Source organism: Blastococcus sp. Marseille-P5729, from assembly GCF_900292035.1.
GTDB lineage: Bacteria > Actinomycetota > Actinomycetes > Mycobacteriales > Antricoccaceae > Cumulibacter.
On record NZ_OMPO01000001.1, the window covers coordinates 673699 to 689886 of the forward strand.

A 16188-nucleotide genomic window follows, 5' to 3' on the forward strand; every position below is an offset into this window, starting at 1 on the left:
ACCAACGCGGCACAAACGCCGCCGACGAAGCGCGGTTTAGCGCTCAACAATCCGTGTAGGCTGGACGACGCTCATTTTTTGTTCCGGAGGACATCACCCATGGGTTCGATCAATGTCGCCATCGTCGGCGTCGGCAACTGCGCGTCGTCGCTCGTGCAGGGCGTGCACTATTACCGCGACACCCCGGCGTCGGAGACCGTCCCGGGCCTCATGCACGTCCAGTTCGGTGATTACCACGTGCGTGACATCAACTTCGTCGCCGCGTTCGACGTCGATGACCTGAAGGTCGGCAAGGACCTCTCCGAGGCCATCAACGCCAGCCAGAACAACACGATCAAGATCTGCGACGTCCCGACGCTGGGCGTCGAAGTGAGCCGAGGGCACACCCTCGATGGCCTAGGCACCTACTACCGCGACGTGGTCAACGAGTCGCCGGTCGAGCCGGTCGACGTCGTGCAGGTCCTCAAGGAGCGCAAGGTCGACGTCCTCGTGTCGTATCTGCCGGTGGGTTCGGAGGAGGCCGATCGCTTCTACGCCCAGTGCGCCATCGACGCCAAGGTCGCCTTCGTGAACGCGCTGCCGGTGTTCATCGCCAGCGACCCGGAGTGGGCCAAGAAGTTCCAGGACGCCGGCGTCCCGATCGTGGGAGACGACATCAAGTCGCAGGTCGGCGCCACCATCACCCACCGCGTGCTGACCAAGCTGTTCGAGGACCGCGGAGTGAAGGTCGAGCGGACCTACCAGCTGAACTTCGGCGGCAACATGGACTTCATGAACATGCTGGAGCGTCAGCGGCTGGAGTCCAAGAAGATCTCCAAGACCCAGGCGGTCACCTCGCAGATCACCGAGCGCGAGCTGCCCGCCCGCGACGTCCACGTCGGCCCGTCGGACCACGTCCCATGGCTGGATGACCGCAAGTTCGCCTACGTCCGCATCGAGGGCCGGGGCTTCGGCGACGTTCCGACCTCCTTGGAGTACAAGCTCGAGGTGTGGGACTCCCCCAACTCCGCCGGCGTCATCATCGATGCGCTGCGCGCAGCGAAGATCGCCAAGGACCGCGGGATCGGCGGGCCGGTCCTGTCGGCGTCGTCCTACTTCATGAAGTCCCCGCCGGAGCAGTACGACGACTCCGCGGCACGCGACGCGGTGGAGCAGTTCATCAAGGGCGAGACCGACCGCTAGGCCGCGCGTCGGCCGCAGATCGACCGGGTTGCGGCCGCAACAGCGCGAACGACTCGTCCACGCGCTCCAGCAGGTCGCCGCGCAACCCCGCGTTGCCGTGCGCCCAGAGGGCGGCGCGGACGGCGGCCATCGCCCGATAGACCTCGATGACGACGGTCAGATCGTCGCTGCCGGCACGCTCGACGGCCACCTCCACCAGTCTGCGCTCGATCTGAGCCGTCGAGCCGAGCATCGCCCGCCCGAGCTCCGGTGCGCGCGCTGCCAGCTCGCGGCGCAGCCGCCACGACTCGACGTCCTCCAGCAGCACCTGCAGGCGGCGTCGGAAGATGGCGTGCAAGCTGTCGACGATCGGCTCGTCGGTCGGGCGGGCGCGCAGGTCGTCGGCGATGGTCTCGGGCGCCCGACCTCCCCCGCCTACGAAGGCCTCGTCCTTGGTCTCGTAGTAGTTGAAGAAGGTGCGCGGCGAGATTCCCGCAGCAGCGGCGATGTCATCGGCCGTCACGTTGCCCGGGCCCCGCTCGATAGCCAGCTCGAGCGCCGCCCGGTGGATCTCGCGACGCGTCTGGATCTTCTTGCGCTCCCGTAGCGAGATGTCGTCGCCGTTCACTCGATCACAACCTAATATTGCAGTACCTGCATTTTTGCAGTCTATGCAATAATAGCTGCTATGCCGTTGACGTCGACCCCCGCCACCCCGTACCGGATGAGCCCCGCGCACCGCCGGGTGTTCATCGGCTTGATGCTCGGCATGTTCGTCGCGTCCGTCAGCCAGACGATCGTCGGTCCGGCGATGCCACGTATCGTCGCCGAGCTCGGCGGCATGGACCATTACAGCTGGGTCGCTACCGCCGCCATGCTGGTGTCGGCCGTGACCGTTCCGATCGTCGGAAAGCTCTCGGACCTCTATGGGAGGAGGGCCTTCTACCTCGGCGGGATCGCGGTCTTCCTGGTGGGGACCCTGGTCTGCGGCCTGACACCGAACTTCTGGACTCTGGTCGCCGGACGCGCCCTGCAGGGCGTGGGCATGGGCACCCTCATGCCGCTGTCGCAGACGATCATCGGCGACATCATCCCCGCCCGTCAGCGCGGGAAGTACCAGGGGCTCATGGGCGCGGTCTTCGGCGTCACGTCGGTCGCCGGCCCGATCGCCGGCGGCTTCATCACCGACCACTGGGGCTGGCGGTGGCTGTTCTTCGCCGCACTGCCGGTCAGCCTGATCGCGCTGTTCTTCATCGTCAAGTTCCTCGATCTGCCCTTCCAGCGCCGCCGCGCCAAGATCGACGTCGCAGGCATCGTCGTCCTCACGGTCACGCTCACCGCAATCCTGCTCGCCACCTCGCTCGGCGGGACGTCGTACGCCTGGGGCTCCCCGCTGATCCTCACGATGTTCGGCGTCGGTCTGGCCGGTCTCGTCGCGTTCGTCGCCATCGAGCGCCGAGCCGAGGAGCCGGTGATCCCACTGCGGCTGTTCAACAGCGGCATCTTCAGTTGGTCGGTCCTGGCCGCGTTCGCGGTCTCGATGATCATGTTCGGCGCAATCATCTACATCCCGATCTACGCCCAGGCCGTCATCGGCGTAAACGCCACCAACTCGGGGCTGATCCTCATGCCGCTGATGCTGGGCCTGATCGTGATGGGCATCCTGACCGGCATGCTGATCACCCGCACCGGTTTGTACAAGCCGTTCATGGTGGCCGGGGTGACGATCACGGGGGTCGGCGTGTGGCTGCTGACACTGCTCGACCACACCTCCTCCGCCGCTGAGCTCACGATGATCATGGTGGTGGTCGGTGTCGGTCTGGGCATGTGCATGCAGCAGTACACCCTCGTGGTGCAGAACGACGCGAACGGTCGCGACATGGGCGTGGCCACCGCCGCGACCCAGTTCTTCCGCAACGTCGGCTCGACGGTCGGCATCGCCATCTTCGGCTCGCTGATGACCCTCGGCCTCAGCCGCGCGATCCTCGGCTACCTTCCGGCCGACGTCCAGGCGAGCCTTCCCGCCGACGGCGGGATCGACGTCGGGTCGGTCCTCGATCCCGGCCAGCTCGACGGCCTGCCTCCGGTCATCGTGGACGCCGTCCGCCAGGGGTTGGCTGACCGGCTGCACGTCGTCTTCACGGTCATGCTGCCGATCGTGGCACTGGCGCTCATCGCAACCCTGATGATCAAGGTGATCCCATTGCGCGAGACCCTCGCCCCGGCGAGTCCCGCGGCAGATGATGCCACGACCACGGATGATGCACCGCCGGTCGATTCGCCGGCAGCGGGCGTCCCGGCCGGCCCGGACTCCCCGGCGCGCCGCGATCAACCGGTGAGCGCCCGCGCGAGGTCGGCCGCTCAGGGGGCGGGCGGAGCCGCGGCCGACAGCGATCAGTCGAGGCCATAAGATCGAGGAATGGCCGAGGATTCTGTAGAACATCTGAGCCTGCGCGGCGCGAACGACGCGACAGAGCAGCAATGGCAGGAGGCGGTAGCCGCAGTCCTGCGCAAGAGCGGCAGGCTCGGCGAGGACGACGACGCCTCGCTCGCCCCCGCGAAGCTGACGAAGCAGACCACCGACGGGATCGCGATCGCGCCGCTGGCCGGAACGGACGTCGCCCAGAGCCTGGCAGGCGGCCCGGCCGGCGCGGACGCCGTGCGCGGTCGGCCCCAGCCGCAGCGCGAGCCCGGCGACGTGCCGACCTGGGACCTCCGGGTGCATGTCGTCGATGCCAACGACTCCGCGACGGCGGAGCTCGAGGGAGGCGCCTCCTCGGTCTGGGTAACCACCCGCCCCGGCGCGGTGGCCGACCTGCGCAAGGCACTCGAGGGAGTGCTGCTTGATGTCGCGCCGGTCGTGCTCGACTCGGCCGACCCGCTCGCCGACGGCGCCACCTTGGTCGAGCTCGCAGGCGGCAAGCTGAACGAGGCCAGCAACCTCGGCATCGACCCGACCGGCGAGCGGCTGTTGACCGGTTCCGCCAGCGACGTCGATCTCGCGGCAGCTGCCACGCTCGCCACGGAAAACGGCATCCGCGCCTTCGTCATCGACGCCAGCATCGTGCACGACGCGGGCGCAGGCGAGGTCCTGGAGCTGGCGTACGCGGCAGCCGCGGGCGTCGACCTGCTGCGCCGGCTCGACGAGGCCGGCGTCGCGGTCTCCGACGCCGCGCGGCTGCTCGAGTTCCGCCTGGCGGCGACCGACCAGCAGTTCACGACCATCGCGAAGCTGCGGGCCGCCCGCGCCATCTGGGCCCGGATCTGCCAGGTACTCGATGTCGATGACGACGTGCAGCGTCAGCATGTGGTCACCTCGGGCCGGATGATGACCCAGTTCGACCCGTTCACCAACCTGCTGCGCACGACCATCGCGACCTTCGCCGCCGCCGTGGGCGGGGCCGACGCCATCACGGTCCAGGCCTACGACGCGGCGTTGGGCACGACGGACGAGTTCGGACGCCGCATGTCGCGCAATGTCTCCAACCTGCTGGTGCACGAGGCGCACATCGGCCAGGTCACCGACCCGGCCGGCGGAGCGGGCAGCATGGAGCAGCTCACCGACGACCTCGCGCGCGCCGCGTGGGCGAAGTTCACCGAGATCGAGCAGGCCGGCCTGGACTCCTTCGTCGACGGCCAGCTCGTGGACGAGCTCGAGCAGGCCATCGCGCGCCGTACCGAGGCGATCGCCAGGCGCAAGCAGGCCATCACCGGCGTGAGCGAATTCCCGCAGACCGACGAGCAGTTGCTCGATCGCGCCCCCGCCTACTCGCGCTTCAACGCCGGCGGCCTGATCAAGCCCGTGCATGACGCCGACGGCTTCGAGCGGCTGCGGCACAACCCCGCCGACAAGCCCGTGTTCCTCTGGCCGATCGGCTCGCTGGCCGCCTCGACCGCGCGGCAGAGCTTCGCCGCCAACCTGCTGGCCGCAGGCGGCGTCCCGGTCGTCACCGGCACTGCAGGCGGCGGCTTCGAGGCGATCAAGGCGCAGTACGACGAGTCCGGCTCGCCGGTCGTCTGCCTCGTGGGCAGCGACTCGGGATACCGCGACGAGGGCGCCGCGCTCGTCGAGCAACTGCGCGCAGCCGGCGTGCCCCGGGTGATCGTCGCCGGCAAGCCGGTCGCCGAGCTCGACGGAGTCGTCGACGACCATATGGCCGTAGGCCAGAACGTGCTGGAATTCCTAGACCGGACCCGTTCGGCACTGGAGGAGAACCGATGAGCATCCAGAGCTTCGCTGATACGCCGTACGACGCGGCTCCCGACCGGCACGGCAGCCTGCAGGCCCAGGCCGCCAATGAGTGGGAGTCGCCCGAGGGCATCGTCATCAAGGACGTCTACACCGCCGACGACCTCGACGGCCTCGACGCCCTCGACACCTTCCCGGGGCTGGCGCCGTTCATCCGCGGCCCCTACCCCACGATGTACAACTCGCAGCCGTGGACCGTCCGGCAGTACGCCGGCTTCTCCACCGCCGAGGAGTCCAATGCCTTCTACCGGAGGAATCTGGCGGCCGGCCAGAAGGGCCTGTCGGTGGCGTTCGACCTCGCCACCCACCGCGGCTACGACTCGGACAATCCGCGGGTGTTCGGCGACGTCGGCATGGCCGGCGTGGCGATCGACTCGATCTACGACATGCGCCAGCTCTTCGACGGCATCCCGCTCGACCAGATGTCGGTGTCGATGACCATGAACGGCGCCGTCCTGCCGATCCTCGCGTTGTACGTCGTCGCGGCCGAGGAGCAGGGCGTGGCGCCGGAGCAGCTGACGGGCACCATCCAGAACGACATCCTCAAAGAGTTCATGGTGCGCAACACCTACATCTATCCGCCGCAGCCGTCGATGCGCATCATCAGCGACATCTTCGCCTACACCGCGGCCAAGATGCCGCGCTTCAACTCGATCTCGATCTCCGGCTACCACATCCAGGAGGCCGGGGCGACCCAGGACCTCGAGCTCGCCTACACCCTCGCCGACGGCCTCGAGTACCTGCGCGCCGGTATGGACGCCGGGCTCGACATCGACAAGTTCGCACCGCGCCTGTCGTTCTTCTGGGCGATCGGGATGAACTACTTCATGGAGGTCGCGAAGATGCGCGCGGCCCGTGCCCTCTGGTCGCGGATCGTCGGGCAGTTCGACCCCAAGAATCCTAAGTCGCAGTCGCTGCGCACCCATTCGCAGACCTCCGGCTGGTCGCTGACCGCGCAGGACGTCTTCAACAACGTCGCCCGCACCTGCATCGAGGCGATGGCGGCGTCGGCCGGACACACGCAGTCGCTGCACACCAACGCCCTGGACGAGGCGCTCGCGCTGCCGACCGACTTCTCCGCCCGGATCGCGCGCAACACCCAGCTGCTGCTGCAGCAGGAGGGCGGCGCCGGCGACATCATCGACCCGTGGGGTGGCTCGTACTACGTCGAGCGGCTCACCCAGGAGCTCGCGGAGAAGGCGTGGGCGCACATCCAGGAGGTCGAGGAGGCCGGCGGCATGGCCAAGGCCATCGACGCGGGCATTCCCAAGCTGCGCATCGAGGAGGCGGCTGCCCGCACCCAGGCCCGCATCGACTCCGGCAAGCAGGTCGTGGTCGGCGTCAACACCTTCGTACCGAGCAAGGACCAGGACGTCGAGGTCCTCAAGATCGACAACGCCAGCGTGCGCGCGCAGCAGATCGCCAAGCTGGAGAAACTGCGCGCGGAGCGGGACGACGCCGAGGTGCAGCGCACCCTCGAGGCCCTCACCAAGGCCGCCGGCACCAAGGCGAAGTCGACAGAGATGGACTCGAACCTGCTGGCGCTGGCGATTGACGCGGCCCGCGCGAAGGCGACCGTCGGCGAGATCAGCGACGCGCTGGAGAAGGTGTTCGGGCGGCACACCGCCGTCATCCGTACCATCTCGGGTGTGTACCGACAGGAAGCATCCGGGGCGAAGAACCTGGACGCCGTGCTGGCCGCGACCGACCGGTTCGCCGAGGAAGAGGGACGCCGTCCGCGCATCCTGGTCGCCAAGATGGGCCAGGACGGCCACGACCGCGGCCAGAAGGTGATCGTGTCGGCCTTTGCCGACATAGGCTTCGACGTCGATGTCGGCCCGCTGTTCGCCACGCCCGAGGAGGTCGCCCAGCAGGCGGTCGACGCCGACGTGCACATCGTCGGGGTGTCCTCCCTCGCCGCCGGCCACCTGACCCTGGTGCCGGCGCTGCGGGAGGCGCTGCAGAAGCTCGGCCGCGAGGACATCATGGTCGTGGTCGGCGGTGTCATCCCACCGGCCGATGTCCCGACGCTGCTGGAGATGGGCGCGGCCGCGGTCTTCCCGCCCGGCACCGTCATTGCCGACAGCGCTCTCGGCCTGATTGAGAACCTGGCCAAGCAGCTCGGCCACGAAGCGGCCTGATGGCCCACTGGCGCCATGATCCCGAAGCGGTCGCCCAGTCGGTAAGCCAGGGCGACCGCTCGGCCATCGCCCAGTCGATCACCGCGATCGAGTCGACCAACCCCAAGCACCGTCCGCTCGCGCGACGACTGCTCGACGCGCTGAGGACGCCCGATGAGCCGACGATCCGGGTCGGGATCTCCGGCGTTCCAGGCGTCGGCAAGTCGACGTTCATCGAGAGCTTCGGACGGATGCTCACCGACGATGGCCACCGCGTCGGCGTCCTGGCCGTCGACCCGTCCAGCATGCGCACCGGCGGGTCGGTGCTGGGCGACAAAACCCGGATGCCCGAGCTCTCGGTGAACCCGAACGCCTTCGTGCGCCCCTCCCCCTCCTCCGGCACGCTTGGCGGAGTCGCCAAGTCGACCTCGCAGGCGATGCGGATCCTCGAGGCCGCCGGGTACGACGTGATCCTGGTCGAGACCGTCGGGGTCGGGCAGTCCGAGACGACGGTGGCGACCATGGTCGACACCTTCTTGTTCCTTGGCCTCGCCCGCACCGGCGACCAGCTGCAGGGCATCAAGAAGGGCGTGCTGGAGATCGCTGACATCGTGGCGATCAACAAGGCGGACGGCGAGCACGAGCGCGCAGCCAAGGCCGCCGCGCGAGAGCTGCAGGCCGCGCTGCGCATGGTCTACACCGGCCACGACGGCTGGGTCCCACCCGTGCTCACCTGCTCCGGTCTGACCGGCCTGCGCATCGACGAGGTGTGGGAGGCGATCGGTCGGCATCGCGACGATCTCGGCGAAGCAGGTCTGCTGGCCAAGCGCCACCAGCAAGAGTGGGAACTGACCTGGAAGTTGGTCCGCGCCGAGCTCGAGGACCGGCTGGCCCGCAACAAGGCGGTGCGCGCGCTCCGGAACGACCTCAAGCGGCAGGTGTTCGACGGCGATATCGCCGCGGCCGAGGCGGCCGACGAGATCCTGCGCGCCTTCGACCGCTAGAAGTCCGCAGCCGGACGACCCACACTCGAAACATAAGGCCGATAGGGTGGTCGCATGGCTTCGAAGACGACAGGAGACCTGTTCGAGGGCTATCGGCGCGGTGGCCGCAGCCAAGGACAGGCGTGGGACGAGATGTTCGACGTCCACGGCAAGCCACGTCCGGAATACCGCGAGATCCTGGTCGCTCTCGATCAGATGACGCAGACCGAGTTCCGCGAGCGCACCGATGCGCTCGCGAGTTCCTATCTGGCCCAGGGCATCACTTTCGACTTCGCTGGCGAGGAAGCCCCGATGCCGCTGGATGCGGTCCCCCGGATCATCTCGCCCCCCGAGTGGGGCTACCTCGAATCGGGCGTCGCGCAGCGAGTGCGGGTCCTGGAGGCGTTCCTGGAGGACATCTACGGTCCTGGCCGGTGCATCAAGGACGGCGTCATCCCTGCGAAGCTGATCAGCAGCTCGGCCCACTATCATCGCCAGGCCGCCGACATCGAGCCACCGAACGGCGTCCGCGTGGTGGTCGCCGGCATCGACGTCATCCGTGACGAAGCTGGCCTGTGGCGCGTCCTCGAGGACAACGTACGGGTGCCCTCCGGGGTCTCGTACGTGATCTCCAACCGCAGGGTCATGGGCCAGACCCTGCCAGAGCTGTTCTTCAAGATGACGGTGCGGGCGGTGGGCGACTATCCGCACCGGCTGCTCGCGGCACTGCGGGCCAGCGCCCCTAATGGCGTCGACGATCCCACCGTCGTCGTGCTCACCCCCGGCGTCTACAACTCCGCGTACTACGAGCACACCCTGCTGGCACGGTTGATGGGCGTCGAGCTGGTAGAGGGTCGCGACCTGTTCTGCACCGGCGGCCGGGTCTACATGCACACCACGGCGGGCCCCCAGCGCGTCGACGTCATCTACCGGCGGGTGGACGACGAGTTCCTCGACCCGCTGCAGTTCCGCCCCGACTCGGTGCTCGGCGCGCCCGGCCTGGTCGAGGCGGCGCGACGCGGCAACGTCACGCTCGCCAACGCGATCGGCAACGGTGTCGCCGACGACAAGCTGGTCTACACCTATATGCCCGATCTGATGGACTACTTCCTCGGCGAGAAGCCGATCCTGCCGAACGTCGACACATGGCGCCTCGAGGAGCCGGGCGCCCTCGAGGAGGTCCTCGACCGCCTCCACGAGCTCGCGGTCAAGCCGGTGGACGGGTCCGGGGGTAAGGGGCTGGTGATCGGCCCGCACGCGACCAAGGACGAGCTCGAGGAGCTACGCAAGACACTGCTGCGCGACCCGCGCGGCTGGATCGCGCAGCCCGTCGTCCAACTGTCGACGATCCCGACCCTCGTCGACGAGGGCATCCGTCCACGGCATGCCGACCTGCGCCCGTTCGCCGTCAACGACGGAACCGACATCTGGGTGCTGCCAGGCGGCCTGACCCGCGTGGCGCTGCCCGAAGGCCGGCTCGTCGTGAACTCCAGCCAGGGCGGCGGCACCAAGGACACCTGGGTACTGGGACGGCACGCCGACGAGGTCGAGCAAAAGGAAGCACTCGAGACCGCGCTCGAGCCAGAGGACCGCGCAGTTTCGGAGGAGCCGGTCGACGACGAGCTGTCCGAGGAGCGGCCCGCCGTCCAGGAGGAGGACCTCAAGCCGCTGGTGATCCATCCGGCGGCCACCGGCCGCTTCGACGCCGACGAGAGCGAGCAGGAACAACAGCAGCAGCAACAACAGCAACAGCAGGCCCGCGTCGAGGGAGGTAGCTCGTGCTGAGCCGGATCGCCGAGTCGCTGTTCTGGATCGGCCGCTACATCGAGCGGGCCGACTCCACGGCCCGGATCCTGGACATCCACCTGCAGCTGCTGCTGGAGGACAGCGGTGTCTCCGAGGACCAGGCCTGCCGATCGCTGATGGTCGTGCTCGGCAGCCCGGTCGAGGACGACATGCTCGTGACCGGGCAGCACGTGATCGACAAGCTCACGCTCGACGCGAACCATCCGGGATCGATCGCGCACTCCCTGCTGTCCGCTCGCGAGAACGCGCGGCGGGCCCGCGAGATCATCGCCAGCGACGTCTGGGAGTGCATGAACACCACCCAGATGCGCATGCCGCGCCGGCTGTCGGCCGAGCAGTCGCACAAGCACTACGGGTGGGTCCGCGACCGTACAGCGATGACGATCGGGATGATCGAGTCTGCCACGAGCCGCGATGAGACCTGGCAGTTTTTCACGCTCGGCCGTTCGCTGGAGCGGGCCGACATGACTGCGCGGATGGTCGCGACCCGAATGCTGCCGACTCGGCCGTCGTGGACGACGATCCTGTGGTCCTGTGGCGCGTACGAGGCTTATCTGCGCACCTATCGCGGCGCGCCGAAGACGTCGTCCGCCGCGGAGTTCCTAATTCTCGACCGGCTGTTTCCCCGCTCCGCGCTGTACTCGCTGCGGCTGGCCGAGGACTGCCTGCGCCGGATCGACCCGACGGTCGAACGCGCCGGGGTCAACGACCCCGCGGCACGCCAGGTCGGCAACCTCCGCAACCGGCTGGAGTACCTGGAGACCGACGAGCTCGTGAACAACCTGCACGACTACGTCGATCAGATCCAGACCGCCGCCGCCACGATCTCCGAGGCGATCCAACGGCGGTACTTCCAGAGCTACGCACCGGAGTGGACGGGAGATCGCGCATGAGGCGGCTACGAATCAAGCACCAGACCGGCTTCCACTACCCCGCCGTGGTGAGCGCGTCGTACAACGAGGCGCGGATGCAGCCGATGGACACCCAGCGGCAGTACCTGCTGCACTCGCGGATCGAGATCAATCCGCTGACCTCTCGCGACTCGTTCATCGACTACTGGGGCACCCGCGTGACGGCATTCGAGATCCTGGAGCAGCACGAGGAGCTCACCCTCTCCGCCGAGAGCCTGATCGAGATCCAGCCACGCGAGCACGACCCGGGCGACCTGACGTGGGAGGACCTGGACGGCATCGGCGATCGGTCGGTGGAGCTGTCCGACCAGCTGTTCGCGACCGTGCACACCACACCGACCGAGCCGATCGTCACCCTGGCCGAGGAGGTGCGAGCACGGGCGGCCACTCCTGCCCTTGCTGCCCGTGAGATCTGCGACGCGATCGCCGACGAGATCGAGTACGTCCGTGGCGCCACCCATGTCGCCTCCACCGCTGCTGAGGTTTGGGAGCACAAGAAGGGCGTCTGCCAGGACATCGCCCACGTCGCGGTCTCGGCTCTGCGCTCGATCGGGATTCCGGCTCGCTATGTATCGGGCTACGTGCAACCGACCTCGTCGTTCGAGGTCGGTCAGGAGCTCTCCGGCGAGTCCCACGCGTGGATCGAGTGGTACGCTGGCGACTGGACGGGATACGACCCCACCAACTCGCTGGAGATCAACGACTCGCACGTCATCGTCGGACGTGGCCGCGACTACGCGGACGTGGCACCGCTACGCGGAATCTACGCAGGAAAGCCTGGCGCGGACCTCTTCGTCGAGGTCTCGATGACCCGGGAGATCTAGGCTCTCGCTGGAAAGACGGTTCAGCGTCACCGCATGACGGAGTCTGTGTCGAACCGCTGCGCACGGTGACCAGTAGGTCAAAACTAATGCAGTTAGATGTCGTCGCGATTCGCTCGCTGCGACTAGAGTGGAGATGCGGAAGCAATCCGCGTCATGTCCCGACGCCCCCCGGGAGTTGTTGTAGCAATGCCACGTCCGTCGTCCCCTCTCATCAGCCGCGAGATCGCCGTCACCACCAGCCTGAAGATCATCGCGGATGACGGGTTCGACGGGTTCAGCCTGCCGCGGCTGGCGCAGGCGCTCGGCGTCCGCGCTCCGTCGCTCTACCATCACTTTAACGACAAGGCAGAGCTGCTTACCGAGGTCGCGAAGCACGTCCTGGCGTCGATCCCGGTCCCCGAGTACGACGAGAACGAGCACGTGTTCGAATGGCTCGTCACGCTGTGCTGCAGCGCCAGAAGCACTATTCTGAGTCATCGCAAGGCCGCCGACGTCGTCCTTCGCTATCTGCCTCGTGAGTCGCTGCTGGAGATGCAGGAGCGTATCGCCGAGTACCTGGACGCGGACGACGTGCCCACCGATCGGCAGGTCCTCATCATCGACGGGCTACAGCGGATCATCTTCGGCGGCACTGCTGCTGAAGCCCAGTTTCCGGCCGCACCTCGCACCCGCGTCATCCCGGGGGTCACGGCCCGCAAGCAGCCGTACTTGAAGGCGGCACTTGCCGCCAACCCGTATGGTCAGGCCGAGCTGTTCGAGGAGTCCGTACGCTGCTTCCTGGCGGCCGCCCTCGAGCCGGCAGCCTGACCTATCGGCCGTGCCGTCGATATAGCGGGCCGCGCACCACTACGACCATCGATCACGGCTGTGTACCACCACGGTCGTCGATTGCGGCCGCAGGCCGCTAGATACGCCGCAGGACGACAATCTCCGCAAGCAGCGACGGACAGCCGCGATCGATGCTGACGCACGTAGGCTGGGCGGATGGCGAGATTCGAACCGCGGCGACCGCATGGTCCCCGGGATCCCAATGACGGCTGGGCGACTGGTCCGCGGGGGCGATTCTGGGGGCGCGGTGGCGCAGCCGGCCTGCTCGCGCATGATCCAACGCGGGGAATCCTGCTGCAACACCGGGTCGCCTGGAGCGATCAAGGCGGAACCTGGGGTCTCCCAGGCGGAGCGAGGCACGTTGGCGAAAGCGCTATCGACGGCGCTCTGCGCGAGGCACGTGAGGAAGCCGGTGTGCCGGACGGCGGGATGAGCCTGCGGTTCACCTTCACCTTCGACGTCGGCTATTGGAGCTATACGACGGTCGCCGTGAACGTCGACGAGCCGTTCGAGGCCCAGATCACCGATCCCGAGAGCGTAGAACTCCGTTGGGTCGCCCTCGACGAGGTCGACGATCTACCCCTCCACCCCGGATTCGGCAACGCCTGGCCATCGATGCACCAGCGGCTCTTGCGACCCACGGTCCTGGTCGTGGACGCCGCCAACGTCATCGGTTCGCGTCCTGACGGCTGGTGGCACGACCGCTCCGGGGCTGCAGAGCAGCTCCTTGGCCGACTCACCGGACTGCTGGACGTCGGCGTCCCCGGCCACTGGTTCGGCTCCGACGATTCATGGCGTCTCTGGCCGACACTCAGCGTCGTCCTCGAAGGCCAGGCAAAGCAGGCAACGATCCCCGGCGAGACAACCATCTCGGTCGTCCGTGCCGAGCGGGACGGCGACAGCGCGATCGTCGATCACGTGGCCCGACTCGGTGAGCAGGACGTGGCGGTGGTAACCGCCGACCGCGACCTCCGAGCCCGTGTGCAGCGCCACGGCGCCCGAACCATCGGGCCCGCCACGCTGCACCGCGCCCTCGAGGACCAGCCGGGCAGGTCTGGGGACGAGGACCGGTAGGGCGGGCCGGGCTCGAACCGGCGACCGATGGATTATGAGTCCACTGCTCTGACCAACTGAGCTACCGCCCCATCGCGACCGGACACCCCGCGTCGCGCGCACCTATTCTGCCAGCCGAGTTGGCCACCCTGCCGCCGGTAGTCCGTCGGCCGCTGCAATCGATCAGTGGGATGCGAACATCGGCGTCCCGCTACGTCTCTAGCGGCCTCCGGCCGCCATCGACGACCGTGTGTCAATCACGCCTGCCGGAACTGCTCGCGTGGAGGCGCCGCTTGGCAGGGTCGTCGACCAGCGCCGCAGGCGCGTGGAGACGCCGCAGGGTGCTGGTTCACGCAACCACGCGCCTGCTGGTGCAGGTTGGCCAGTGTCGAGAGGTGAGGGGCCGGTAGCAGATGAGGCGGACGAGGGCCGGGGCTGGGGCGTCGGTTGTCCACAGACCGGTGGTTGTCCACAGATGCGCCCGGATCGGTTTTCTTGTCGGCGGGATTGTCGGTGCTGGTCCGTAGCGTGTGTGTCATGGATCTCAGGCAGGACGGCGAAGTAGCGGTCACGCTCGCGGACGATGTGCGTCCGATCGAGTCGCTGCGCGCTGCCCTGGAGTGTCTGGGATCGCTGGCCGGCGCGGACGCCGATGGGCGACTTGCTCAGGTGAGTGATGCCGGGTTGATCGACCTGCTACAGGCCTACCGGCAACTGCGGGCGGTGCTCGCTGCCGGTGAGGCACGCGTCCAGGTCGCGTTCGATGCTTCCCAGCGTGCCGCGGCCGAGCAGCGCGGGGTGCCGAGGGCCGAGCGCGGGAGGGGGATCGCTGATCAGATCGCGCTGGCGCGTGGGGTGAGTGCGCACCGCGCCGCGAACGACCTGGCTCTTGCCAAGGGTCTGGTGGGCGAGCTGCCCCAGACCATGGGCCGGTTAGCGTGCGGCGCGGTCAGTGAGGGTGTGGCGCTGGCGGTGGCGAAGGAAACGGTGTGCCTGATGCCGCAGGACCGCGCGATCGTCGACGAACGCCTCGCGCCCAGGCTGGCCGCGGGCACGAGTGCTCGCCGCGCCGCGGCAATCGCTCGCGCTGAGGCCGCCCGAGTGGATGCCGCGTCGGTAACGCGGCGGATCGCGATGGCGCACAAGGACCGCACCGTGACCACCCGCCCGGCACCGGATGCGATGCTGTACCTGACCGGCTTGTTGCCGGTGAAGGAGGGCGTGGCGGCCTACGCCTCCCTCGCGAAGCACGCGGACGCGCAGAAAGCGGCCGGCGACCCCCGCTCACGCGGGCAGATCATGGCCGACGAGTTATTCGCCCGCCTCACCGGGATCAGTGATGCCGACCTGGTCCCGGTCGAGATCCAGCTGGTGATGCCCGCCGAAGCCCTTCTCGAGCCTGACCCCAGCACCCAGCCCACCGCGGACATCGAGCCCGCGGTGCCGGGTGAGTACGTCGCGCCGTACGGCGCGGCGATGAGTCCGGCGCCCTGGCCGTTCGGCACCCGGACACCACCCCGCAGCCCCGAACCGACAGAACCGGCGGAGCCGGTGGGTAGGTGCGGGGAGCTGCCGGGACGAATCGGGGAGCACGTCATCCCCGCGCCCCTGGCCCGCCAGATCGCGCTGATCACCGACGAGAAGGCCAGGCGGTGGATCCGCCGCGTGTTCACCGACCCGGTCTCCGGTCAGGTCCGCCAGGTCGACGAACGCCGCCGCTCCTTCACCGGAGCACTGCGGCACGCCATCCAGGTCCGCGACCAGGCCTGCCGCGTCTGCGGCGCCCCGATCCGCGACATCGACCACATCAATCCCCATGCCGCCGGTGGCGCCACGAGCTGGCTCAACGGGCAGGGGCTATGCCGGCGCTGCAACCAGACCAAGACCCTGCCCGGATGGAGAACCGGCGCCTTCGAGGTCGACGGAGCACACGTCACCGTCATCCGGACCCCGACCGGGCACCGCTACACCAGCCACCCACCCCCACCGCTCCTCATCACACCCGACCGGCCGAGAGCCGAGACAGTCGCCACGAGCGGTGAACGTGCCCGAGGGTCCGCACCGCCCGGCATCGAACAGCGACTCGCGAAAGCCATCGACGCCATTCGGCCGCCCGGGCCTGACCAGAGCCGCCTAAGCAGCTGACGCGATGCTGTTCTCGGTGCCGGCAACCTTGTGGCCCCGGGGCATCTCCACTGCGACGTCAGAGCCCCCGGTATATGGCGCCCCCGGGTGCGGAGAATGCTGAAGCCC

At 68.2% G+C, this 16188-nt stretch carries 12 protein-coding genes and 1 tRNA gene; 11 read left to right on the top strand and 2 right to left on the bottom strand.

From position 1 onward, the window contains the following. Nucleotides 1-99: 99 nt before the first annotated feature. The gene (locus tag DAA40_RS03265) at nucleotides 100-1182 is read left to right on the top strand and encodes an inositol-3-phosphate synthase (protein ID WP_106848270.1); all 1083 of its coding nucleotides are present in this window, start codon (nucleotides 100-102) and stop codon (nucleotides 1180-1182) included. Here the strand turns inward: DAA40_RS03265 and DAA40_RS03270 are convergent. Next, nucleotides 1160-1789, bottom strand: a complete 630-nt coding sequence (locus tag DAA40_RS03270; protein WP_158716206.1) for a TetR/AcrR family transcriptional regulator — start codon at nucleotides 1787-1789, stop codon at nucleotides 1160-1162. The genes DAA40_RS03265 and DAA40_RS03270 overlap by 23 nt on opposite strands. Nucleotides 1790-1849: 60 nt before the next feature. Here DAA40_RS03270 and DAA40_RS03275 point away from each other — a divergent pair, with 60 nt between their 5' ends. The 9 genes from DAA40_RS03275 to DAA40_RS03315 all read left to right on the top strand — a co-directional run bounded on the left by DAA40_RS03275 (nucleotide 1850) and on the right by DAA40_RS03315 (nucleotide 13956). Further along, nucleotides 1850-3571, top strand: a complete 1722-nt coding sequence (locus DAA40_RS03275) for an MDR family MFS transporter (protein ID WP_106848271.1) — start codon at nucleotides 1850-1852, stop codon at nucleotides 3569-3571. A gap of 9 nt (nucleotides 3572-3580) precedes the next feature. After that, on the top strand, nucleotides 3581-5383 hold the full coding sequence (locus tag DAA40_RS03280; RefSeq protein ID WP_106848272.1) for a methylmalonyl-CoA mutase family protein: 1803 nt from the start codon (nucleotides 3581-3583) through the stop codon (nucleotides 5381-5383). Beyond that, complete coding sequence (scpA, locus tag DAA40_RS03285) at nucleotides 5380-7551, top strand: methylmalonyl-CoA mutase (RefSeq protein WP_106848273.1); 2172 nt, start codon at nucleotides 5380-5382, stop codon at nucleotides 7549-7551. The genes DAA40_RS03280 and scpA overlap by 4 nt, the downstream gene beginning before the upstream one ends. Beyond that, nucleotides 7551-8534, top strand: a complete 984-nt coding sequence (gene meaB / locus DAA40_RS03290) for a methylmalonyl Co-A mutase-associated GTPase MeaB (protein WP_106848274.1) — start codon at nucleotides 7551-7553, stop codon at nucleotides 8532-8534. The genes scpA and meaB overlap by 1 nt, the downstream gene beginning before the upstream one ends. A 54-nt stretch (nucleotides 8535-8588) precedes the next feature. Continuing rightward, nucleotides 8589-10298, top strand: a complete 1710-nt coding sequence (locus DAA40_RS03295; RefSeq protein WP_106848275.1) for a circularly permuted type 2 ATP-grasp protein — start codon at nucleotides 8589-8591, stop codon at nucleotides 10296-10298. Beyond that, on the top strand, nucleotides 10292-11212 hold the full coding sequence (locus DAA40_RS03300; protein WP_106848276.1) for an alpha-E domain-containing protein: 921 nt from the start codon (nucleotides 10292-10294) through the stop codon (nucleotides 11210-11212). The genes DAA40_RS03295 and DAA40_RS03300 overlap by 7 nt, the downstream gene beginning before the upstream one ends. Then, nucleotides 11209-12054, top strand: coding sequence for a transglutaminase family protein (locus tag DAA40_RS03305; RefSeq protein WP_106848277.1), 846 nt, complete (start codon nucleotides 11209-11211; stop codon nucleotides 12052-12054). Before DAA40_RS03300 ends, DAA40_RS03305 begins: the two co-directional genes overlap by 4 nt. 186 nt (nucleotides 12055-12240) lie before the next feature. Next, a complete protein-coding gene (locus DAA40_RS03310; RefSeq protein WP_158716207.1) occupies nucleotides 12241-12861 on the top strand; it encodes a TetR/AcrR family transcriptional regulator in 621 nt (206 codons plus the stop codon). A gap of 177 nt (nucleotides 12862-13038) precedes the next feature. After that, nucleotides 13039-13956, top strand: coding sequence for an NUDIX domain-containing protein (locus DAA40_RS03315; RefSeq protein WP_106848279.1), 918 nt, complete (start codon nucleotides 13039-13041; stop codon nucleotides 13954-13956). Here the strand turns inward: DAA40_RS03315 and DAA40_RS03320 are convergent. Then, nucleotides 13954-14027, bottom strand: a tRNA-Ile gene (locus DAA40_RS03320). The genes DAA40_RS03315 and DAA40_RS03320 overlap by 3 nt on opposite strands. 445 nt (nucleotides 14028-14472) lie before the next feature. On the opposite strand from DAA40_RS03320, the gene DAA40_RS03325 reads away from it, so the two are divergent. Beyond that, nucleotides 14473-16080, top strand: coding sequence for an HNH endonuclease signature motif containing protein (locus DAA40_RS03325; protein ID WP_106848280.1), 1608 nt, complete (start codon nucleotides 14473-14475; stop codon nucleotides 16078-16080). Nucleotides 16081-16188 lie beyond the last annotated feature (108 nt).

Bases quoted from the DNA above. Each gene is read 5' to 3' on its own strand.
- DAA40_RS03310 (WP_158716207.1), top strand. From the start codon at position 12,241: ATGCCACGTCCGTCGTCCCCTCTCATCAGCCGCGAGATCGCCGTCACC.
- DAA40_RS03325 (WP_106848280.1), top strand. From the start codon at position 14,473: ATGGATCTCAGGCAGGACGGCGAAGTAGCGGTCACGCTCGCGGACGAT.
- DAA40_RS03305 (WP_106848277.1), top strand. From the start codon at position 11,209: ATGAGGCGGCTACGAATCAAGCACCAGACCGGCTTCCACTACCCCGCC.
- scpA (WP_106848273.1), top strand. From the start codon at position 5,380: ATGAGCATCCAGAGCTTCGCTGATACGCCGTACGACGCGGCTCCCGAC.
- DAA40_RS03315 (WP_106848279.1), top strand. From the start codon at position 13,039: ATGGCGAGATTCGAACCGCGGCGACCGCATGGTCCCCGGGATCCCAAT.
- DAA40_RS03265 (WP_106848270.1), top strand. From the start codon at position 100: ATGGGTTCGATCAATGTCGCCATCGTCGGCGTCGGCAACTGCGCGTCG.
- DAA40_RS03295 (WP_106848275.1), top strand. From the start codon at position 8,589: ATGGCTTCGAAGACGACAGGAGACCTGTTCGAGGGCTATCGGCGCGGT.
- DAA40_RS03280 (WP_106848272.1), top strand. From the start codon at position 3,581: ATGGCCGAGGATTCTGTAGAACATCTGAGCCTGCGCGGCGCGAACGAC.
- DAA40_RS03275 (WP_106848271.1), top strand. From the start codon at position 1,850: ATGCCGTTGACGTCGACCCCCGCCACCCCGTACCGGATGAGCCCCGCG.
- meaB (WP_106848274.1), top strand. From the start codon at position 7,551: ATGGCCCACTGGCGCCATGATCCCGAAGCGGTCGCCCAGTCGGTAAGC.